The following is a 22,018-nucleotide window of genomic DNA, read 5'->3' on the forward strand; positions in this document are numbered from 1 at the left end:
AGCCGAGCATTACTAATTGCCCGTTCACTTTCTTTCAGCTTTGTACCGTTTGTTTATATACGTTTAGCGGATTACTGATCAGTAATAGACTTGATTTTTACTTTTTCATCATGTCATAACCTTATTCAGGTGGTTATAGCACGAGGGTTCCACCTCTTCCCATTCCGAACAGAGAAGTTAAGCCTCGTCACGCCGATGGTACTGCGTAACAGTGGGAGAGTAGGTAGCCGCCGTTTTAAAGAAGAATCCCCTTGATTCAGGAATGAGTCAAGGGGATTTCTGTGTTCATACACTTTCCTTGAAAGGATGTTTTTGGGATTTATCAATGCTTTGGTGTTCTGTCTGATGTTTAGCTTCTCCTGCTTATTTTCTACATTGTTTTTCTTCTACTCGGTTTTGTATATTTATATTTGGCTACTTTATTATGATGTTTATAAATAATGTACCCTTTGCAGAATAAATGAACCTTTTTGACTGATTATTATACTTTATTGTGGAATATATGGTCTATCTTTGCTGATAAGAATCAACCAAAATATTATATTATGAGAAAACTATTAATTTTTCTTATTTCGGTTCTTTTTTTCACATGTAGTGAAGATAAGGAAGATAGGTGTACTCATACTTCATCATTGACAAGAACTATTTCTTCTGAAAAATGGACTTTTGTTGGAGGTAAAGACACTTATGTTCTTGGCGAACGATTGGGCATTCGTATATCTACAGGGGAGGATATCCCTACCAATATTTCAAGTTTCGCTTTGGAAATGAAAACAGGTACTGATGATAGATATGTGACTATTGCATCTGGTTATTCCACTACTCTTCAATTTGAAGATCTTTATGCTTTTAAATTAGGATTATGCTATATAAAAGGAACAGTATATATGGATGATGGACAAGTAATGGAAACTGAAGTCTTTGACTTTAAAGTTATGGGACCTTTAATAAGTGATTTAATTGAAAAAACTGAAGTTAAAAAACACATGAGTGATTGTTGGGATAATACAAAATCATCAGAAGAAGCTAATTCAAGAAGAGAATTTGGATTTGTTGTACAAATGAAAGTTGAAAGTGAAAAGGAACCAATATACTCTTTTTCAGAAACTACAGGTACACCTTCAAATGATTGTACGACTGGGGCAGTAAATACAATACAATTTAATATAGATGATATAGAAAATAATACATCTGCTTCGTATAGTGTAGCTTTATTTCATACACATCCTCCTCTTACAAATTGTCCAAGTACATCTAGCCGCGAGACTGGTCCTTCTGATCAAGACAATAATACAGCTAATGATAATAGAATTCCGTCTGTTGTGTTAGATTATGGTTCAGGAGGAATAATATATGGAGGGCATAACCGTAATTCATTTTATACACTATCTTATGCTGGTAACTATACTCAAAAGCTTTAATAGATTATTAATTAAAACAATGATATCATGAAAACACTAATTCAAAACTTAACCATACTAGTACTTTTAGTATGTACAGTAGCAGTTTATCCTCAGGGACAGAATATAAATGAAGGTAGTAATGATTATGACCGTTCTCTCAAAGGTCTTACTATTCAGGAAATTAGGAATGCTGTTTATGGAGTACCAACTTATTTTGGTCGGGAGATGTTGAAGCATGATATTCCGGTCATGAGAAGTCTTGTGGAAATAAAAACACCAGCTGTAACTCCTGCTTTATATATAGACTCTCTCATCTATGAGAATATATTAGATGCGCCTCTTTTAGATTTTCCGGAACTACTTTTGAAGAGATTTCCATTTTTAATCATGCACCGCCTTGATGCTACTGAAAGAATTATGGAGGTGATGGATTCTCTTGCATTAAAGAAACCAAACATTACTAAAGAAGAGTATTGGGAAATATTAAAAAGAGACTATGCTCAAGTTATAAGAAGAAATTTTAGAATAATGTATGATACAAAGCTGTATAAGTTGTATCCATATCGTAAAATAGGCGATATCAGACATTTTAGGGAAATATTCATCGCTTCCTCTTATCTCCCATTGCAAAATAATATTCCTATAGAGGCAAAGCCGTATCTCGAAAGATTGGGAGCATTACCACCGGATTCGTTATATTTTACTAAAGTGAAAAGACGCTTAATAATAACTCATTAAATATCATATACATATATGTTAGAGAAGTTAAGCCTCGTCATGCCGATGGTACTGCGTAGCAGTGGGAGAGTAGGTAGCCGCTGTTTTAAAGAAGAATCCCCTTGATTCAGCAATGAGTCAAGGGGATTTCTGTTTTTTGGGACTTTGCAAAAATGTGCTATATTTATGATTGACAATTCTGTGTGTTAGGGTACTCTATCGAGAATCGTGCTGTCAGGGTGGATATTAATATCAAGAAACTTACTATGAGACAAAAGGGTGAGATTATATTGAATCGTTAAATATAAACGGAAATAAACTATAAAGTATTTTGTTGTTTTAAGTCTGTTGGCTGGTTTGTCCGGCTGTAATTCAAAGCCGGACTTAGACGGATTCCGGGAAGTAGAGATAAGTAATAATATGCTGGATACTATACCGGAGGGCTTGGTATGATTACAGGGAAAGAAGAAGAATATATCAAATCAAGGCAAAAATAATTCAGTGTTGGTGCTTTATTCGTTATAATATTTTAAAACAGGTGTCATTTAGTAATATTACCGTGTGAAAAACGGAATAAAATTGGTGTAAAAGTGTGATTTTATAAGAAGAGATTCGATTTCTTTGCATCTTTCTCTTTTTTATCAAATTGATTTTTGTAAATTTGGCGAGAATCTGAGAAAGGACACATAGTTAATATAGTAATAATACTAAATACTCCTGTTAATATGGAAAACAAAATTCAAGAGTTGACCGATAAGATTTATCGTGAAGGCGTGGAAAAAGGAAACGAGGAAGCGCAAAGACTTATCGCGAATGCTCAGGAAGAAGCTAAGAAAATCATTGAGGATGCCCGTAAAGAGGCAGAATCAATTGTAAACTCCTCTCGTAAATCTGCTGATGAGTTAGCAGAAAATACTAAATCAGAGTTAAAACTATTTGCCGGTCAGGCTGTGAATGCGCTCAAATCTGAAGTCGCTACAATGGTAACTGACAAGTTGATAACCGCTTCCGTGAAAGATTTCGCTCAGGATAAAGATTATCTGAACGCGTTTATCGTAGCATTGGCATCCAAATGGAGCATAGACGAACCTATCGTCATCTCAACAGCCGATGCGGAATCACTGAAAAAGTATTTTGCAGCTCATGCAAAAGTTTTATTAGACAAGGGAGTGACTATTCAGCAAGTAAATGGTATCAAGACTCTGTTTACCGTTTCTCCGGCGGACGGTTCGTATAAGGTGAACTTCGGAGAAGAAGAATTCATGAATTACTTCAAAGCGTTCTTGCGTCCTCAATTAGTAGAAATGCTATTTTAAAAAAAGCGACTATGAGTAGTAAGTACTATTACTTGGTAGCAGGTTTGCCGGAACTTTCACTGGAAGACAGTAAGCTGAGCTATACAGTAGCCGATTTTAAAACTGAAATCTACAATGGATTGTCTGCTTCAGACCGGAAGTTGATCGACTTGTTTTATCTGAAGTTTGACAATGCAAATGTGCTGAAACTTCTCAAAGATAAAGAAGCGGAAATTGACAAACGGGGAAACTACTCTGCTGAAGAACTCACAGAATATATTTCTGTTCTGAGAGAAGGCGGAGAAATCAGTCCTAAAGAATTTCCGGTTTATCTCTCCACTTTTATAACTGATTATTTGAATACTCCGGCTGAAAGTACGACTTTGCACGAAGATCATCTGGCTGCTTTGTATTATGAGTATGCTATGAAGTGTGGAAATAAGTTTGTTTCTGCCTGGTTTGAATTCAATCTGAACATCAATAATATTCTTGTTGCATTTACCAGCCGTAAATTCAAGTGGGATATTGCTTCCAATGTTGTGGGAAATACGGAAGTATGCGAAGCATTGCGTACATCAAGTGCCCGTGATTTCGGACTGTCCGGTGAAGTGGATGTTTTTGAATCGTTAGTGAAAATCAGTGAGATTACAGAACTGGTGGAGCGTGAGAAGAAGTTGGATGCCCTGCGGTGGAACTGGATAGAGGATGCTACTTTCTTCGACTATTTCACTATTGAGCGTATTTTCGCTTTCCTGCTGAAGCTGGAAATGATTGAAAGGTGGATTTCACTGGATAAGGAAAGAGGTAATCAGTTGTTCAGAAGCATTATTGAGTCGCTGAAGAACGAAGTGCAGATTCCTGCAGAATTCAGATAATAAAATTAAAGAAATATATGGCAACAAAAGGAACTGTTAGTGGCGTTATTGCCAACATGGTGACCCTCGTCGTTGACGGACCGGTAGCTCAAAATGAGATTTGTTATATCTCGACCGGTGGCGATAAGTTGATGGCGGAGGTGATTAAGGTTGTAGGTTCACATGTATATGTCCAGGTGTTTGAAAGTACCCGTGGACTGAAAGTGGGCGCCGAAGCCGAATTTACAGGACACATGCTTGAGGTGACATTAGGCCCGGGTATGTTATCGAAAAACTATGATGGTCTGCAAAATGACCTCGACAAGATGGACGGAGTTTTCCTGAAGAGAGGACAATATACGTATCCGTTGGATAAAGAGCGTATATGGCATTTCGTACCATTGGTGAATGTAGGTGACAAAGTGCAGGCTTCTGCATGGTTGGGACAGGTGGATGAAAACTTTCAGCCGTTAAAAATAATGGCCCCGTTCACTATGAAGGGAACGGTTACCGTAAAAACAATCATGCCGGAAGGTGATTATAAGATAGAAGATACTATCGCAATCCTGACAGACGAAGAAGGTAATGATATTCCTGTAACTATGATTCAGAGATGGCCCGTAAAACGTGCGATGACGAATTATAAGGAAAAACCGCGTCCTTTCAAATTGTTGGAGACTGGTGTACGTGTGATTGATACGCTGAATCCGATTGTGGAAGGTGGTACGGGATTTATTCCCGGTCCGTTCGGTACAGGTAAAACGGTGCTTCAGCATGCTATTTCTAAGCAGGCGGAAGCGGATATCGTTATCATTGCAGCTTGCGGTGAACGTGCGAATGAGGTGGTGGAAATCTTTACCGAGTTCCCCGAACTGGTAGACCCGCACACAGGACGTAAGTTGATGGAGCGTACTATTATTATTGCCAATACTTCTAACATGCCGGTAGCTGCGCGTGAAGCATCTGTATATACAGCGATGACACTGGCGGAATATTACCGTTCAATGGGATTGAAAGTCTTGTTGATGGCTGACTCTACTTCCCGTTGGGCGCAGGCTCTGCGTGAGATGTCCAACCGTATGGAAGAGTTGCCTGGTCCAGATGCTTTCCCGATGGATATTTCGGCTATTATCTCCAACTTCTACGGTCGTGCGGGATATGTAAAACTTAACAATGACGAAACGGGCTCTATTACATTTATCGGTACAGTATCTCCTGCCGGTGGTAACTTGAAGGAACCGGTAACTGAAAATACGAAGAAGGTAGCCCGCTGTTTCTATGCTTTGGAACAGGACCGTGCCGATAAGAAACGTTATCCGGCAGTGAATCCGATTGATTCTTATTCAAAATATATCGAATATCCGGAATTTGAAGAGTATATCAAAGGTCATATCAACGGTGAATGGATCGGAAAAGTCAATGAACTTAAGACCCGTTTACAACGTGGTAAGGAAATTGCTGAACAGATCAATATCCTCGGTGACGACGGTGTACCAGTAGAATATCACGTGATCTTCTGGAAATCTGAATTGATTGACTTTGTAATCCTGCAACAGGATGCATTCGACGAAATTGATGCGGTAACTCCGATGGAACGTCAGGAAGACATTCTGAACATGGTAATCGACATCTGTCATACGGAATTTGAATTTGATAACTTCAATGAAGTAATGGACTACTTCAAGAAGATAATTAATATCTGTAAGCAGATGAACTACTCGAAGTTCAAATCAGAACAGTATGAAGGATTCCAGAAACAACTGAAGGAATTGATTGAAGAGAGGAAACTTCAATCGTAAATCGTAAATTGTTAAATCGTAAATAAGTAAGATGGCAACAAAAGCTTTTCAAAAGATATATACCAAGATTACTCAGATTACCAAGGCTACTTGTTCGTTGAAAGCGACAGGGGTAGGGTATGACGAGCTTGCCACCGTGGACGGTAAACTGGCACAGGTGGTTAAGATTGCCGGTGACGATGTCACTTTGCAGGTATTTGAAGGTACGGAAGGTATTCCGACCAATGCCGAAGTAGTATTTCTCGGCAAATCGCCTACATTGAAAGTGAGTGAGCAGCTGGCCGGACGTTTCTTCAATGCTTTCGGTGACCCGATTGATGGAGGTCCGGACATTGAAGGACAGGAAGTGGAAATTGGTGGTCCGTCTGTGAATCCGGTTCGGCGTAAACAACCGTCGGAACTGATTGCAACGGGTATTGCTGGTATCGACTTGAACAATACGCTGGTATCCGGTCAGAAGATTCCATTCTTTGCCGATCCGGACCAACCGTTCAACCAGGTAATGGCAAACGTGGCCTTACGTGCTGAAACGGATAAGATTATCCTCGGCGGTATGGGTATGACGAATGATGATTACCTGTATTTTAAGAATGTGTTCTCTAATGCCGGTGCGCTCGACCGTATCGTGAGTTTCATGAATACGACCGAAAACCCGCCGGTAGAACGTTTGCTGATTCCGGATATGGCACTGACTGCTGCAGAATATTTTGCAGTAAATAATAATGAGAAGGTCCTGGTACTGTTGACGGATATGACCAGCTACGCCGATGCGTTGGCAATCGTATCCAACCGTATGGACCAGATTCCGTCTAAAGACTCTATGCCGGGATCACTTTACTCGGACTTGGCGAAGATTTACGAAAAGGCGGTGCAGTTCCCTTCCGGCGGTTCAATCACAATTATTGCGGTGACTACTTTGTCTGGTGGAGATATTACGCACGCTGTGCCTGATAATACGGGATACATCACAGAAGGTCAGTTGTTCCTGCGTCGTGATAGTGATATTGGTAAGGTTATTGTTGACCCGTTCCGTTCATTGTCTCGTTTGAAACAGCTGGTTACCGGTAAGAAGACGCGTAAAGACCATCCGCAGGTGATGAATGCCGCTGTACGTCTTTATGCAGATGCCGCTAACGCTAAGACGAAGATGGAAAACGGTTTCGACCTGACAAACTACGACGAACGTACGTTGGCTTTTGCGAAGGACTATTCCAATCAGTTGTTGGCTATTGATGTCAATCTGGATACTACTGAAATGTTGGATGTAGCTTGGGGCTTGTTCGGTAAATACTTCCGTCCGGAAGAAGTGAATATCAAGAAAGAATTGGTGGATCAATACTGGCCAAAACAAAATAATTAGCGATTAGACGATTTATCATTTATGATTGAAACTTATTAATTGTAAATGGTCATAAAAGCAATTTCAATCGTAAATCGTAAATAGTTAAATAGTAAATAGAACATCGTGGCTATAAAGTTTCAATATAACAAAACCTCTCTTCAGCAGCTCGAAAAGCAACTGAAAGTGCGGGTGCGTACGCTTCCTATCATTAAGAATAAGGAAAGTGCCCTCCGCATGGAAGTGAAACGCTGTAAAACGGAAGCTGCCGATCTGGAGGATAGGCTCGAACAACAAATTCAAGCCTATGAAGCCATGTTCGCCCTTTGGAATGAGTTTGACGCTTCATTAATAAAGGTGAATGATGTTCATCTTGGCGTGAAAAAGATTGCGGGTGTGCGTGTACCGTTGCTCGAGAATGTAGAATTCGAGATACGTCCGTACAGTATGTTTAATGCTCCCAAGTGGTATGCCGACGGTATCCATCTGTTGGAAGAGTTGGCTCATACGGCAATTGAACGTGAATTTATGCTCGCCAAGCTGAACTTGTTAGAACATGCAAGGAAAAAGACCACTCAAAAGGTGAACCTTTTTGAGAAGGTGCAGATACCGGGCTATCAGGATGCATTGCGAAAGATCAAGCGATTTATGGAAGATGAAGAAAACCTGTCGAAATCTTCGCAAAAGATCATGAAATCCCATCAAGAAAAAAGGAAGGAGGTAGAGGCATGATTACAAAAATGAAGAAACTCACATTCCTGGTTTATCATAAAGAGTATGAGTTGTTTTTGCAAAAAATCCGTGAGTTAGGAGTTGTTCATATTGTAGAAAAGCAGTTGGGCGAAATGGATGATGACTTGCAACAGTTTATCCAAAAACGCGTTCTGTACAAGAATATGCTTCAAAACATGTATGCTTGGGCGGATAAACAACCGGATGAAACGATCTATGCGGAACAGTCGGCTGATGTTTTGACGAAGGAATACGAAGAGTTGCAGGTAAGAATACAAGATTTGAACCAGCAATTACCTGCCATTTCCAAAGATATAGCACAGATGGAAATGTGGGGAGATTTCGATTGGCAGTCCGTTCAGCGGTTAGAAAAAGCAGGTTTGTATGTACGTTTCTATACTTGTCCGGAGAAAGAGTTTGACGAAGTGTGGGTGAAAGAACACAATGCCATCATTATAAATGAACAAGGTGGAGTGATCTTTTTCATGACTGTGACTTCGCAAGCGGTGGAACTGGAAAGAGAGTCTCTTCGTTTGCCTTCTTTGAGTCTGTCCGAATTGAGACAGAAACAGGCAAAGACGGAAGAGATGCTTGTACAGGCAAAGGATGCACTGAAAGCTTTCTGCAAGAAGAACTATCGTACACTGGAGAAATGTAGTATTCAACTTGAGGGCGATATCGATTTGCTGAAAGTGAAACGCAACAGTCGGGAAATGGCCGAAGGCGTAGTTGTGTTGTTGGAAGGATGGATTCCCGAAGATAATCAGCACGAAGTGCAGACATTGCTTGATAATAGCAGCGTATATTATGAAATACGTCCTGCTACACGTGAAGACAACGCGCCTATTAAATTGAAAAACAATGCCTTCACTCGTATGTATGAGGTGCTTACCAAGATGTATGGTATGCCTGATTATGCCGAGTTTGATCCGACTCCTCTTGTAGCTCCTTTCTTTTCGCTTTTTTTCGCTTTTTGTATGGGAGATGCAGGATATGGGCTGGCATTGATACTTTTAGGTTTCTTCTTGAAGAAGAAAATGCCGGAATCGATGCGGGGAATGATGAATCTGGTCATAACGTTAGGTGTTTTCACATCTGTTATCGGAACCATATTGGGTACATTCTTTGGTGTCAACTTGTTTGACTTGGAATTGCCGGATCAACTGAAGCAATTCATGATTGTCGGTAAAATTGGTGAAACTACGTATGACAAACAAATGTTGCTGGCACTTATTATTGGTGTGGTGCATATTTGTATTGCCATGCTGGTGAAGGCTATCGGACAGACAGTACGATTCGGTTTCAAGGAGTCGTTGAGCGCATGGGGATGGTTGTTGCTTGTGGTAGGTTTTATTGCTACGGGAGGCCTGTCATTTTTCAAGGTCATTTCAGAAGACGTGTCAACATGGGCATTTATTGTGATAGGTGGAATTTCGGCTATTGGCATTTATCTGTTGAATAACATTCATCGCAATATATTCGTTAATATCGGTGCCGGTGTATGGGATACTTACAATATGGCCACCGGACTGATGGGTGATGTGCTTTCTTACATTCGTCTGTATGCTTTAGGACTGGCAGGCGCCATGCTTGGCGGAGTATTTAATCAATTGGCATTTATGGTGAATGACGCTGCGGGTCCGGTGTTGGGCTGGATTTTTTGCGGTGTGATATTGATATTCGGACATACGCTGAATATAGCCATGTCTTGTCTGAGTGCTTTTGTGCATCCGCTTCGTCTTACGTTTGTCGAATATTTTAAGAATTCAGGTTATAATGGTAAGGGTGAAGCCTATAAACCATTTGCTACAGTAAAAAAATAATTAATTAAAAAATAAATAAAATAATAAAGTTATGAATGAAGTTTTAGGTTATTTAGGATTGGGCTTGATGTTGGCCCTTGCGGGAATTGGTAGTTGTTTTGGCACAACGATTGCAGGAAATGCGGCAGAAGGCGCTTTGAAGAAAGACCCTTCAAAATCTGCCGGTTATATGATTCTGTCTGCACTTCCGGCTACTCAAGGTCTTTATGGATTTGTTGCTTTTCTGATGTCAATGGGTAGAGATTTTGCAACGGAAGGTCCTTTGATGTTGGGTATCGGTTTAGGTGTAGGACTTGTTTGTCTGTTCTCTGCCATTCGTCAAGGACAGGTATGTGCAAATGGTATTCTTGGAATTTCTCAAGGACATGATGTACAAACCAATACAATGATTTATGCGGCTCTTCCTGAGTTTTACGCTATTTTGGCGTTGGTAGCAGCGTTGATGGTATAATATTCAAATTTATGTAGTTTTTCTACGTAAATCTTTTTTAGGATTTATTTCCTAAAAAAAACGTTCAATCCCCTTGTTCATGCAGCTTTGCATGTGCAAGGGGATGTTCTTTTTTCATAGTAAGACAATGTTTCTTTCCGCGTCTTAGCTCATATTTTTTGTATAAAGTATTATTTTTCAAAGAATAATGTGTACTTTTGCACCCGCATACTAAAAAGAGTTTTAATATATTATATGGTAAAAGATTTATTAACCCCCGATTATATCTTCGAGTCCAGTTGGGAAGTATGTAATAAAGTGGGAGGAATATATACTGTCTTGTCGACACGGGCAAATACATTGCAGGAAAAATTCCGCGATAGAATTTTCTTCATAGGTCCTGATGTGTGGCAAGGAAAAGAAAACCCTCTATTCATCGAGTCGGATAATCTGTGTGCCGCTTGGAAAGAGCATGCACGTGAGAAAGATGAACTTTCTGTCCGTGTAGGACGATGGAACATTCCCGGTGAACCCATAGTCATTCTTGTTGATTTTCAACCTTTTTTTGAAAAGAAAAACGATATATACACAGAAATGTGGAATCGTTATCAGGTAGATTCGTTGCACGCATACGGTGATTACGATGAAGCTTCTATGTTTTCATACGCTGCGGGCAGGGTAGTGGAGAGTTTCTATCGCTACAACCTGACAGAAACGGACAAGGTGGTATATCAGGCGCATGAATGGATGACTGGAATGGGAGCGCTTTATGTACAGGAAGCTGTGCCGGAGGTAGCTACTATTTTTACGACCCATGCTACTTCTATCGGTCGTTCTATTGCTGGTAATCATAAGCCGTTGTATGACTATCTGTTTGCTTATAATGGCGACCAGATGGCGCAGGAACTGAACATGCAATCGAAACACTCGATTGAAAAACAGACTGCGCATTACGTAGACTGTTTTACGACAGTGAGCGAAATAACCAATAATGAGTGTAAAGAATTACTGGATAAACCGGCAGATGTGGTTCTGATGAACGGTTTTGAAGATGATTTTGTGCCGAAAGGAAGCACATTTACCGGAAAACGTAAACGTGCGCGTGCCTTGATGCTCAGTGTAGCGAATAAACTATTGGGAACAAACCTGGGTGATGATACATTAATTGTCGGAACCAGCGGGCGATATGAGTTTAAGAATAAAGGTATTGATGTCTTTTTGGAATCATTAAACCGCTTGAACAGGGATAAGAACTTGCATAAGAATGTGTTGGCATTCATCAATGTTCCCGGTTGGGTAGGAGAACCCCGTGAGGATTTGCAAGTACGTTTGAAAAGCAAGAAAAAGTTTGATACCCCGCTCGAAGTTCCGTTTGTTACTCATTGGCTGCACAATATGACTCATGACCAAGTGTTGGACATGCTGAAATATCTGGGAATGGGCAATCGTCCGGAAGATAAGGTAAAGGTGATTTTTGTGCCTTGCTATCTGAATGGTCGTGACGGCATTATGAACAAGGAATATTACGATTTGTTGTTGGGACAGGATTTGAGTGTCTACGCTTCTTATTACGAACCGTGGGGATATACTCCGCTGGAAAGTGTAGCATTTCATGTGCCGACAATCACTACTGATTTGGCCGGATTCGGTCTTTGGGTAAACAGCCTGAAGAACCAGCATGGCATTAATGACGGAGTAGAAGTGCTGCATCGTTCGGACTATAATTATTCGGAAGTGGCGGATGGCATCAAGGATACGATTACGCTGTTTACCGATAAGACGGAAAAAGAAGTGAAGGAAATCCGTAAGCGTGCCGCTGAAGTAGCGGAACAGGCTTTATGGAAACACTTCATACAATATTACTATGAGGCTTATGACATTGCCTTGCGCAATGCTATGAAGCGTCAACTGAGTTAAGAAAGTATTATTCATCAATAAGTAAACAAAAACATTATGAAAATCAAAGTTAGTAATGTGAATACTCCCAACTGGAAAGAGGTTACGGTGAAATCACGTATACCAGTAGAGTTGGAGAAGTTGTCTGAAATCGCACGCAACATTTGGTGGGCATGGAATTTTGAAGCGACTGAGCTGTTTAGAGATTTAGATCCGGAACTTTGGAAAGAATGTGGACAGAATCCGGTACTGTTGCTGGAACGTATGAGCTATGAAAAGCTGGAAGCGCTGGCAAAAGACAAAGTGATTCTAAGAAGAATGAATGAAGTTTATACGAAATTCAGAGATTACATGGATGTGAAGCCGGATGAGCAACGCCCATCTATCGCTTATTTCAGTATGGAATATGGCTTGAGCAGCGTCCTGAAAATATATTCCGGTGGTCTGGGTGTATTGGCTGGTGACTATCTGAAAGAGGCTTCCGACAGCAATGTTGATTTGTGTGCGGTAGGCTTCTTGTATCGTTACGGCTACTTTACTCAAACGTTGTCTATGGATGGACAGCAGATTGCCAACTACGAAGCACAAAACTTCGGTCAACTTCCTATTGAACGTGTAATGGATGCCAATGGTCAGCCGTTGATAGTTGACGTTCCTTATCTTGATTATTTTGTTCATGCAAACGTATGGCGTGTAAACGTTGGACGTATTTCTTTGTATCTGCTTGATACGGATAATGAAATGAACAGTGAATTCGACCGTCCTATCACTCACCAGCTTTATGGCGGCGACTGGGAAAACCGTTTGAAACAAGAAATCTTGTTGGGTATCGGTGGTATCCTGACTTTGAAAGCGTTGGGCATCAAGAAAGATGTTTATCACTGTAATGAAGGACATGCTGCATTAATCAATGTTCAGCGTATCTGCGACTATGTAGCTACAGGATTGACTTTCGATCAAGCTATCGAGTTGGTTCGTGCTTCTTCTCTTTACACTGTTCATACTCCGGTTCCTGCAGGTCACGACTATTTTGATGAAGGCCTGTTCGGCAAATATATGGGTGGTTATCCTTCCAGAATGGGTATCACTTGGGATGACTTGATGGATCTTGGACGTAACAATCCGGGTGACAAAGGCGAACGTTTCTGTATGTCTGTTTTTGCTTGCAACACTTCACAGGAAGTGAACGGTGTGAGCTGGCTGCACGGAAAGGTTTCTCAAGAAATGTTCTCTTCTATTTGGAAAGGTTATTTCCCGGAAGAAAGTCATGTAGGATATGTAACGAATGGTGTTCACTTCCCGACTTGGAGTGCAACTGAATGGAAAGAACTGTACTTTAAATATTTCAACGAAAACTTCTGGTTCGATCAATCTAATCCTAAGATTTGGGAAGCTATCTACAATGTGCCCGATGAAGAGATTTGGAAGACTCGTATGACTATGAAGAATAAGTTGGTTGACTATATCCGTAAGTCATTCCGCGATACATGGTTGAAGAACCAGGGAGACCCTTCCCGTATCGTTTCACTGATGGATAAGATCAATCCGAATGCATTGCTGATTGGTTTCGGCCGTCGTTTTGCTACTTACAAACGTGCACACTTGTTGTTCACCGACTTGGATCGTCTTTCTAAGATTGTGAATAATCCTGATTACCCGGTACAATTCCTGTTTACAGGTAAAGCTCATCCACACGATGGTGCAGGACAAGGATTGATTAAGCGTATCATCGAAATTTCTCGCCGTCCTGAATTCTTGGGCAAGATTATCTTCCTCGAAAACTACGATATGCAGTTGGCTCGTCGTTTGGTTTCCGGTGTTGATATTTGGTTGAACACTCCGACTCGTCCGTTGGAAGCATCCGGTACATCGGGTGAAAAAGCTTTGATGAACGGTGTTGTCAACTTCTCCGTATTAGACGGATGGTGGTTGGAAGGTTACCGTGAAGGTGCAGGTTGGGCGTTGACAGAAAAACGTACTTATCAGAACCAGGAACATCAGGACCAATTGGATGCTGCTACTATTTACAGTATTCTTGAAACTGAAATCTTGCCGTTGTATTATGCGCGTAACAAGAAAGGATATTCTGAAGGCTGGATTAAGGTCGTGAAGAATTCTATCGCACAGATCGCTCCTCATTATACAATGAAACGTCAGTTGGATGACTACTATAGCAAATTCTATTGTAAACAAGCCAAACGTTTCGCTGCTTTGTCTGCTAACGATAATGCGAAAGCCAAAGAAATCGCAGCTTGGAAAGAAGAAGTGGTTGCCAAATGGGATGCTATCGAAATCGTATCTTGCGATAAGGTAGAAGAACTGAAGAACGGTGATATCGAAAGCGGAAAAGAATATACTATTACTTACGTAATCGATGAAAAAGGTTTGAATGATGCAGTGGGTCTGGAATTGGTTACTACTTACACAACGGCCGATGGAAAACAACACATCTACTCTGTAGAACCGTTTGATGTAATCAAGAAAGAAGGTGACTTGTATACATTCCAGGTTAAACACAGCTTGTCCAATGCAGGTAGCTTCAAGGTGGCTTACCGTATGTTCCCGAAGAATTCGGAACTGCCACACCGTCAAGACTTCTGCTATGTACGTTGGTTTGTCTGATTGATTGAGAATAATAAGGTAGGGGAGAGTAAATCTCCCTGCTACTTTCATATGTAAAATTTATCCCCTGTAATCTTAAAGAATACAGGGGATAAATTTTATGGCTCAGTTGTAATTCTTTGGGGGCAGGACACAACCCTATCCCTAAACATTTATTCATTCCCATACTGTTCTGAATAAAATCCCCAACTATCTGCATCTCAACCAGTCAAAACCCTCTTATTGAACTTTCATGCTATAATCCGCTTTCAGCCGTTTCAGCTTTTCGGGCTTACCGGTAGGGGTATATATTCAGCGTGGTGGGTATATATACTCACTATGGTGGATCTATATGTCCACCGCGCTGGCTCTATATATCCACCAAGCGGGGTATATAGATTCACCATGTGGGCAAAAGTGAGCCGGAGGCATACACTTCCGCCTTCAGGAGTGCCTTCAGCCGAAAACACCGATGAAAAGAGGCTTTTTTGAAGAACTGAAGGCTGAAGGCGTTTTTTCTATTTTAATAGTTAGTAGGAGAATTGCTTGCAACAAGTAGAAGAATTGCCTGTAACAAGTACTACACTCTATGAAATGATGTAGGAGACTTGAATAACTCAAGCACATGGTTCGGCTTGTTTCTTTCTTTTATTTTACAACTTCTGCAATTTTAGCCTGAAGTTCTTCTCCATGCAAACCGCGAGCGATGATTTTGCCACTACCGTCGATTAATACAGTGTGAGGAATACTGTTCACAGCATAAAGCTGTGCACCTTCACATTGCCAGAATTTCAGGTCAGACATTTGCGGCCAAGTCATGTCCATCTTCTTGATTGCTTCTTTCCATGCCGCTCCATCCTGGTCGAGAGATACGCCTACGATTTCGAAGTTTTTGCCTTTATATTTAGCGTAAGCCTCTACCAGGTTAGGCATTTCGCGACGGCAAGGACCGCACCAGCTTGCCCAGAAGTCAACCAATACCACTTTGCCTTTACCCACATAGTCAGACAACTTCACGGTCTTTCCTTCCGGAGTCTGCATTTCGAAATCAACAAATAGAGTACCTACGGCAGTCTTTTTCTGCTTGTCGGTCAGTTCCTTAATTCTTGCGATAGCTTCATCGTTTTGCAAGTTTGCCGGAATTTGTTGCAGTAATGCTTCGTTTTCGGCAGTAGAGTTATTGTAGAAAGTCTGTTTGAACAAGAATACGCCAACAGGGTTGGTGATGTTTTTCTGTACAGCTTCCTTGACTGCGTTTTCGTACTGTTCCTGTAAGTCGGCTCCTTCTTTTTGTTTGGCTTCTTTCTGTTCATCGCTCAATGTGGAATCCCCCATCGCTTCGTAGATGGCATTCATTTTCTTGCTGATGTCATTGATTTTAGCTCTGAGTTCCTGATAAGCGTCGTTGTTGGCAGTACCGGTAACGGAATCATCATCTTTACCTAAAGTGACATTGATTTTTCCGTTTTCGAGGAAGAAATCAACCATCAATGGTGTTCCGTTAACTTCACAAGTGACATAGCGGTTGACAGCAGAATCTTGTGTACCTTTAAAGGTAAAAGTTCCTTTAGAGATGACAGCTGTATCGAGTTTAGTCAGATTTCGACCTGTAGCTTCCTGAAGATAAACGGTGTCACCATCGGCTGCGCCTTCTACTGTACCCGTAACAACGTAGCCGGCTTTGTTGCCGGTACAAGCTACCATACCTAAAGCAGCAGTTGCGATAACTAAATAAGTTAATTTTTTCATGCTTTTGTAAGATTAGTGAATAAATATTTATGCAAAGATAGATTATTTTTCTATCGGGTGTCGAAAAACACTGTTATATTAGATTAACACGTAGGTGAAAACCGCAGAAATGTGTACCTTTGCAGCCCAAACTTTAGAATGAATATGCAAGAAGATAAATCCATCATTGAGGTGAGCCATGTCTCGAAGTATTTTGGCGAGAAAACAGCATTGGATGATGTGACTTTGAATGTGAAAAAGGGCGAGTTTGTCACGATACTCGGACCTTCCGGTTGCGGGAAAACCACGTTGTTGCGTCTCATTGCCGGTTTTCAGACGGCTTCGGAAGGTGAAATCAGAATTTCCGGGAAGGAAATCACACAAACTCCACCCCACAAGCGTCCGGTAAATACGGTATTCCAGAAATATGCCCTATTTCCGCACCTGAATGTTTATGACAATATCGCTTTCGGTCTGAAACTGAAAAAGACCCCGAAGCAGACCATTGGGAAGAAAGTGAAAGCTGCTCTGAAAATGGTGGGCATGACGGATTATGAATATCGTGATGTCGATTCTCTTTCCGGTGGCCAGCAACAGCGTGTTGCCATCGCCCGTGCCATTGTCAACGAGCCGGAAGTGTTGCTGCTCGATGAACCGCTGGCTGCGCTCGACCTGAAAATGCGCAAGGATATGCAGATGGAACTCAAGGAGATGCATAAATCTTTGGGAATCACATTTGTCTACGTCACTCACGATCAGGAAGAGGCGCTTACATTGAGCGATACGATTGTCGTGATGAGCGAAGGGAAGATTCAGCAGATCGGTACACCGATTGATATATATAATGAACCGATCAATTCATTTGTTGCGGACTTTATCGGAGAAAGTAACATACTGAATGGCAAGATGATTCATGACAAGCTGGTGCGTTTTTGCGGTACGGAGTTCGAATGTGTGGACGAAGGATTCGGTGAGAATGTTCCGGTAGATGTGGTGATTCGTCCGGAAGACTTGTATATTTTCCCGGTTTCGGATATGGCGCAGTTGACGGGAGTGGTGCAGACTTCCATATTCAAAGGCGTGCATTATGAAATGACCGTGCTTTGCGGCGGTTATGAATTCCTAGTGCAGGATTACCATCATTTTGAGGTAGGGGCGGAAGTCGGTTTGCTAGTGAAGCCTTTCGATATTCATATTATGAAGAAAGAGCGTATCTGCAATACTTTTGAAGGAAAGTTGCTGGATGCCACTCATGTGGAATTCCTCGGTTGCATTTTTGAGTGTGCTCCGGTAGAAGGTATGGAGCCCGATACGAACGTCAAAGTGGAAGTGGATTTCGACAAGGTGATTCTTCAGGATAATGAGGAAGACGGAACACTGACGGGAGAGGTGAAGTTTATCCTTTACAAGGGTGACCATTACCATCTGACGGTGTTCTCCGACTGGGACGAGAATGTGTTTGTAGATACGAATGACGTATGGGACGACGGCGACCGCGTAGGTATTACCATCCCCCCGGATGCCATTCGTGTAATTAAAATAACCGATTAACAGGAAAGGAAGTGAATAAGAGGTTTTTAGTCTTTTTGTCATCACGTAAGAGTTGGACTCTCCCTTACATTATTTTTTCGGCGATTTTTGTAGTCATACCGTTGTTCTTGATTGTTGTGTATGCGTTTACCGATGATAACGGTCATTTGACACTTGCCAATTTTCAGAAGTTCTTTGAACATCCCGAAGCAATCAATACCTTTGTCTATTCGATAGGTATTGCTATCATCACCACCCTTGTTTGTCTTTTGCTGGGGTATCCGGCAGCTTGGATATTGAGCAACAGTAAGCTGAACCGTTCCAAAACAATGGTTGTCCTGTTTATTCTGCCGATGTGGGTGAATATCCTGGTGCGTACCCTGGCTACGGTTGCCCTCTTCGACTTTTTCAGCATACCGTTGGGCGAAGGAGCTTTGATATTCGGTATGGTGTACAACTTTGTCCCTTTTATGATTTATCCTATCTATAATACGTTGCAGAAGATGGATCATAGTTATATCGAGGCTGCGCAGGACTTGGGTGCCAATCCCCTGCAGGTCTTTCTGAAAGCAGTCCTTCCGCTTTCCATGCCGGGGGTGATGAGTGGCATCATGATGGTATTCATGCCGACTATATCGACTTTCGCCATTGCCGAGTTGTTGACGATGAACAATATCAAACTCTTCGGTACGACGATTCAAGAAAATATCAATAACAGTATGTGGAATTATGGTGCGGCACTTTCGCTTATCATGCTGTTGCTGATTGCCGCCACTTCTTTATTCAGCACAGACGATAAGGACAATTCTAATGAAGGGGGTGGGCTATGGTAAAGAAAATATTTGCGCAGGCTTATTTGTGGATATTGCTGTTGTTGCTTTATTCTCCTATCGTGATTATCGTCATCTATTCTTTCACCGAAGCGAAAGTGCTGGGCAACTGGACCGGTTTCTCTACCAAACTTTATACTTCGCTTTTCACTACGGGCACGCATCATTCTTTGATGAATGCATTGATTAACACGATTACCATTGCTTTGTTGGCTGCAACGGCATCTACCTTGTTGGGTAGTGTGGCTGCTATCGGCATCTTTAATCTGAAATCCCGTTCGCGCAAAGCGATTAGTTTTGTGAATAGCATTCCTGTCCTGAACGGAGATATCATCACGGGTATTTCGCTTTTCCTTCTGTTTGTTTCTTTGGGAATCACGCAAGGATATACCACAGTAGTGCTTGCCCATATCACTTTCTGCACACCTTATGTCGTGTTGAGTGTTCTGCCTCGCTTGAAGCAGATGAATCCGAATATCTATGAAGCTGCCCTTGATTTGGGAGCAACTCCCATGCAAGCCTTGTGGAAAGTCATTGTGCCGGAGATTCGTCCGGGAATGATTAGTGGCTTTATGCTTGCACTGACACTGTCTATTGATGATTTTGCCGTAACGGTATTTACCATTGGTAATCAGGGCTTGGAGACGCTTTCCACTTATATTTATGCCGATGCCCGCAAAGGAGGTTTGACACCGGAGCTTCGTCCGCTTTCCGCGATTATTTTTGTCGTGGTGCTGGCGTTGTTGATTGTCATCAATTACCGGGCTGGGAAAGCGAAGAAGAAATAATTATTCAATATACCAATGCGCTGATATGCTGATTGTATGGCGACCGTTTTCTGTATTGGCATATTGGCACATTATAAAATTATTAATTATGAAAAGAATAATTCCTGCTATCCTGTTGTTGCTGAGTTTTACGGGATGTTATAATTCCGGCGAGCCTCGCGAACGGGTTCTCAAAATCTATAACTGGGCGGATTATATCGGGGATGGTGTGCTCGAGGATTTTCAAGCATATTATAAAGAACAGACAGGCGAAAATATCCGCATCGTTTATCAGACATTCGACATTAACGAGATAATGTTGACCAAGATAGAGAAGGGACATGAGGATTTCGACGTGGTTTGTCCTTCGGAATACATTATTGAGCGTATGTTGAAGAAGCATCTGCTTCTGCCTATTGATACGAACTTTGCCCATTCTCCCAACTATATGAACAATGTGGCTCCGTTCATACGGGAGCAGATTAATAAATTGAGCCAGCCGGGTGAAGAAGCCAGCCGTTATGCGGTATGCTATATGTGGGGAACTGCGGGACTTCTTTATAACCGGGCTTATGTTCCTGATTCGGTCGCTGCATCCTGGGGATGTCTTTGGAATAAGAAGTATGTCGGCAAAATCCTTATGAAAGATAGTTACCGCGACGCTTACGGTACGGCTATCATTTATGCGCACGCCAAGGAACTAGAAGCGGGGAGTGTGACGGTGGAAGAACTGATGAACGACTATTCTCCACAGGCTATGGAGCTTGCGGAAAAATATCTGAAAGCCCTGAAACCGAATATAGCAGGCTGGGAAGCCGATTTCGGAAAGGAGATGATGACGAAGAACAAGGCTTGGTTGAATATGACCTGGAGCGGTGACGCGATATGGGCGATTGAAGAAGCCGATGCGGTAGGTGTAGACTTGGATTACGAAGTTCCGAAAGAAGGAAGTAATATATGGTATGACGGTTGGGTGATTCCGAAATATGCAAGAAACCCGGAAGCTGCCAGCTATTTTATCAACTTCATGTGTCGTCCGGATATTGCTCTGAGAAATATGGATTTCTGCGGATATGTAAGTTCGATTGCTACTCCGGAGATTCTGGAAGAGAAGATAGATACGACACTTACCTATTTTTCCGATCTTAGTTATTTCTTCGGTCCGGATGCCGATAGCATACAGATTGACAAGATACAATATCCCGACCGCAAAGTAGTGGAACGATGCGCTATGATTCGTGACTTCGGCGATAAGACAAAAGAAGTTCTTGATATTTGGTCGCGTATTAAGGGGGATAATTTAGGAGTGGGTATCACTATTCTTATCTTTGTCGTCGTTGCTTTGATGAGCGGCTGGATGATATATAAAAGATGGCAACGTTACAGCCGCCGGAAACAACAAAGGCGCAGAAGCAGAAGGAAAAAGGTAAAGAGGAATTAATTCATTTGCTATATCATAAATCATTTGATACATCATCAAAAATAAAGCTCGGTAAGCAGAACAGTTACCGAGCTTTATTTTTTATGGTGTCATTACCTCCGTTTCATACCACGAAGTATATCTTTAGTCTCCTTGTCTACCCGGAGAGATTCGATAGTTTTCTGCAATGACTTATTATAAGTCCAGTTATCCAGCTTGCTCTGTTTAAGGTACTCCATTGTCTTTTCGGGGAATTTGATGAAACAGATGGATATCATCCAGGCCATAGCCATACGTGCATAATAAGCATCGTGGCTGAAAGTGTCTGCGTATGCCAGCAATGCGTCGATATGTTCTTCGTCTACATAATGGAAAAGCATCACAATTCCGAAGCGGATTTCGAACTCTTTGGGAGATATGAGGTAAGGCTGGATAAACTGCCATACAGTTGCTTTTCCTTTCTTCACGGCAGTCTTCAGTTCGCCGCAAAAGATATCACATACAGCCCAGTTGTCGATACGTGGAACGAACATGCTTATGTGTTTCATTCGTTCATCCAGTTCCATTTTTGCTAATCCGATAACCATTCCCTGAAGCATTGTTTCTTCATAAAACTTAGTATCGGTTGCTTCCACAAACATACGCCAGTTATCTCTTTTTGCGATTTCTTTAGCCAATATCCGTAGTTGCGGAATACGTACACCAAGAATATTCCCGATTCCGGGAACCAAGGCAGAATGAAATTCCTGATACTTGGAATCTACCAAATCCTGCAATTCTTTTCGAATGTTTTCTGTTGTAGTCATTTTGTATAGTTGTTTTCTTCACAAAATTATATAAAAAAAGAGCATGTC

General features: G+C 41.5%; 17 protein-coding genes and 1 rRNA gene. 16 read left to right on the forward strand and 2 right to left on the reverse strand.

Annotation, left to right across the window (positions count from 1 at the left end):
• Positions 1-125 precede the first annotated feature (125 nt).
• The 12 genes from rrf (at position 126) to NSB03_RS06540 (ending at position 14,910) form a co-directional block, all read left to right on the forward strand.
• Positions 126-236, forward strand: a 5S ribosomal RNA gene (gene rrf, locus NSB03_RS06485).
• 309 nt (positions 237-545) lie between these two features.
• Positions 546-1,421 carry a hypothetical protein gene (locus tag NSB03_RS06490; RefSeq protein ID WP_128824263.1) on the forward strand — a complete coding sequence of 292 codons (876 nt, stop codon included), beginning with the start codon at positions 546-548 and terminating at the stop codon, positions 1,419-1,421.
• Positions 1,422-1,448: 27 nt separating this feature from the next.
• Positions 1,449-2,141, forward strand: a complete 693-nt coding sequence (locus NSB03_RS06495) for a hypothetical protein (protein ID WP_135039155.1) — start codon at positions 1,449-1,451, stop codon at positions 2,139-2,141.
• A 704-nt stretch (positions 2,142-2,845) separates the two neighbouring features.
• Complete coding sequence (locus tag NSB03_RS06500; protein WP_024986617.1) at positions 2,846-3,436, forward strand: V-type ATP synthase subunit E family protein; 591 nt, start codon at positions 2,846-2,848, stop codon at positions 3,434-3,436.
• An 11-nt stretch (positions 3,437-3,447) separates the two neighbouring features.
• A complete protein-coding gene (locus tag NSB03_RS06505) occupies positions 3,448-4,290 on the forward strand; it encodes a DUF2764 domain-containing protein (RefSeq protein ID WP_024986616.1) in 843 nt (280 codons plus the stop codon).
• A 17-nt stretch (positions 4,291-4,307) separates the two neighbouring features.
• On the forward strand, positions 4,308-6,068 hold the full coding sequence (locus NSB03_RS06510) for a V-type ATP synthase subunit A (RefSeq protein WP_024986615.1): 1,761 nt from the start codon (positions 4,308-4,310) through the stop codon (positions 6,066-6,068).
• Between the two features lie 31 nt (positions 6,069-6,099).
• A complete protein-coding gene (locus tag NSB03_RS06515) occupies positions 6,100-7,428 on the forward strand; it encodes a V-type ATP synthase subunit B (protein ID WP_024986614.1) in 1,329 nt (442 codons plus the stop codon).
• 105 nt (positions 7,429-7,533) lie between these two features.
• Complete coding sequence (locus NSB03_RS06520; RefSeq protein WP_004297640.1) at positions 7,534-8,139, forward strand: V-type ATP synthase subunit D; 606 nt, start codon at positions 7,534-7,536, stop codon at positions 8,137-8,139.
• Positions 8,136-9,962 carry a V-type ATP synthase subunit I gene (locus NSB03_RS06525; protein ID WP_024986613.1) on the forward strand — a complete coding sequence of 609 codons (1,827 nt, stop codon included), beginning with the start codon at positions 8,136-8,138 and terminating at the stop codon, positions 9,960-9,962. The genes NSB03_RS06520 and NSB03_RS06525 overlap by 4 nt, the downstream gene beginning before the upstream one ends.
• A gap of 31 nt (positions 9,963-9,993) precedes the next feature.
• Positions 9,994-10,413 (forward strand): ATP synthase subunit C-like protein, encoded by a 420-nt coding sequence (locus NSB03_RS06530; protein ID WP_024986612.1) that lies wholly within the window; start codon positions 9,994-9,996, stop codon positions 10,411-10,413.
• Positions 10,414-10,647: 234 nt separating this feature from the next.
• The gene (locus tag NSB03_RS06535) at positions 10,648-12,309 is read left to right on the forward strand and encodes a glycogen/starch synthase (protein ID WP_024986611.1); all 1,662 of its coding nucleotides are present in this window, start codon (positions 10,648-10,650) and stop codon (positions 12,307-12,309) included.
• A 36-nt stretch (positions 12,310-12,345) separates the two neighbouring features.
• Positions 12,346-14,910, forward strand: a complete 2,565-nt coding sequence (locus tag NSB03_RS06540) for a glycosyltransferase family 1 protein (RefSeq protein WP_024986610.1) — start codon at positions 12,346-12,348, stop codon at positions 14,908-14,910.
• 627 nt (positions 14,911-15,537) lie between these two features.
• Here the strand turns inward: NSB03_RS06540 and NSB03_RS06545 are convergent.
• Positions 15,538-16,638: a TlpA disulfide reductase family protein gene (locus NSB03_RS06545; RefSeq protein ID WP_024986609.1), complete on the reverse strand. Its 1,101-nt coding sequence runs from the start codon at positions 16,636-16,638 to the stop codon at positions 15,538-15,540.
• 138 nt (positions 16,639-16,776) lie between these two features.
• On the opposite strand from NSB03_RS06545, the gene NSB03_RS06550 reads away from it, so the two are divergent.
• From NSB03_RS06550 to NSB03_RS06565, 4 genes are all read left to right on the forward strand, one after another.
• The gene (locus NSB03_RS06550; RefSeq protein ID WP_024986608.1) at positions 16,777-18,168 is read left to right on the forward strand and encodes a polyamine ABC transporter ATP-binding protein; all 1,392 of its coding nucleotides are present in this window, start codon (positions 16,777-16,779) and stop codon (positions 18,166-18,168) included.
• 11 nt (positions 18,169-18,179) lie between these two features.
• Positions 18,180-18,980: an ABC transporter permease gene (locus NSB03_RS06555; protein ID WP_024986607.1), complete on the forward strand. Its 801-nt coding sequence runs from the start codon at positions 18,180-18,182 to the stop codon at positions 18,978-18,980.
• Entirely contained in the window at positions 18,974-19,765 is a 792-nt protein-coding gene (locus tag NSB03_RS06560) for an ABC transporter permease (RefSeq protein ID WP_024986606.1), read from the forward strand. Before NSB03_RS06555 ends, NSB03_RS06560 begins: the two co-directional genes overlap by 7 nt.
• A gap of 88 nt (positions 19,766-19,853) precedes the next feature.
• Positions 19,854-21,185 (forward strand): ABC transporter substrate-binding protein, encoded by a 1,332-nt coding sequence (locus NSB03_RS06565; RefSeq protein WP_024986605.1) that lies wholly within the window; start codon positions 19,854-19,856, stop codon positions 21,183-21,185.
• Between the two features lie 92 nt (positions 21,186-21,277).
• Here the strand turns inward: NSB03_RS06565 and NSB03_RS06570 are convergent, their stop codons facing one another.
• Complete coding sequence (locus NSB03_RS06570; protein WP_024986604.1) at positions 21,278-21,970, reverse strand: DNA alkylation repair protein; 693 nt, start codon at positions 21,968-21,970, stop codon at positions 21,278-21,280.
• Positions 21,971-22,018: the final 48 nt, after the last annotated feature.

Origin of the sequence: Bacteroides acidifaciens, assembly GCF_024623065.1 — a bacterium.
Lineage (GTDB): Bacteria > Bacteroidota > Bacteroidia > Bacteroidales > Bacteroidaceae > Bacteroides > Bacteroides acidifaciens.

What these genes read in the sequence shown, in the direction of transcription:
- NSB03_RS06490 (WP_128824263.1), top strand. Translation starts at nt 546, where the DNA reads ATGAGAAAACTATTAATTTTTCTTATTTCGGTTCTTTTTTTCACATGT.
- NSB03_RS06495 (WP_135039155.1), top strand. Translation starts at nt 1,449, where the DNA reads ATGAAAACACTAATTCAAAACTTAACCATACTAGTACTTTTAGTATGT.
- NSB03_RS06500 (WP_024986617.1), top strand. Translation starts at nt 2,846, where the DNA reads ATGGAAAACAAAATTCAAGAGTTGACCGATAAGATTTATCGTGAAGGC.
- NSB03_RS06505 (WP_024986616.1), top strand. Translation starts at nt 3,448, where the DNA reads ATGAGTAGTAAGTACTATTACTTGGTAGCAGGTTTGCCGGAACTTTCA.
- NSB03_RS06510 (WP_024986615.1), top strand. Translation starts at nt 4,308, where the DNA reads ATGGCAACAAAAGGAACTGTTAGTGGCGTTATTGCCAACATGGTGACC.
- NSB03_RS06515 (WP_024986614.1), top strand. Translation starts at nt 6,100, where the DNA reads ATGGCAACAAAAGCTTTTCAAAAGATATATACCAAGATTACTCAGATT.
- NSB03_RS06525 (WP_024986613.1), top strand. Translation starts at nt 8,136, where the DNA reads ATGATTACAAAAATGAAGAAACTCACATTCCTGGTTTATCATAAAGAG.
- NSB03_RS06530 (WP_024986612.1), top strand. Translation starts at nt 9,994, where the DNA reads ATGAATGAAGTTTTAGGTTATTTAGGATTGGGCTTGATGTTGGCCCTT.
- NSB03_RS06535 (WP_024986611.1), top strand. Translation starts at nt 10,648, where the DNA reads ATGGTAAAAGATTTATTAACCCCCGATTATATCTTCGAGTCCAGTTGG.
- NSB03_RS06540 (WP_024986610.1), top strand. Translation starts at nt 12,346, where the DNA reads ATGAAAATCAAAGTTAGTAATGTGAATACTCCCAACTGGAAAGAGGTT.
- NSB03_RS06545 (WP_024986609.1), bottom strand. Translation starts at nt 16,638, where the DNA reads ATGAAAAAATTAACTTATTTAGTTATCGCAACTGCTGCTTTAGGTATG.
- NSB03_RS06550 (WP_024986608.1), top strand. Translation starts at nt 16,777, where the DNA reads ATGAATATGCAAGAAGATAAATCCATCATTGAGGTGAGCCATGTCTCG.
- NSB03_RS06560 (WP_024986606.1), top strand. Translation starts at nt 18,974, where the DNA reads ATGGTAAAGAAAATATTTGCGCAGGCTTATTTGTGGATATTGCTGTTG.
- NSB03_RS06565 (WP_024986605.1), top strand. Translation starts at nt 19,854, where the DNA reads ATGAAAAGAATAATTCCTGCTATCCTGTTGTTGCTGAGTTTTACGGGA.
- NSB03_RS06570 (WP_024986604.1), bottom strand. Translation starts at nt 21,970, where the DNA reads ATGACTACAACAGAAAACATTCGAAAAGAATTGCAGGATTTGGTAGAT.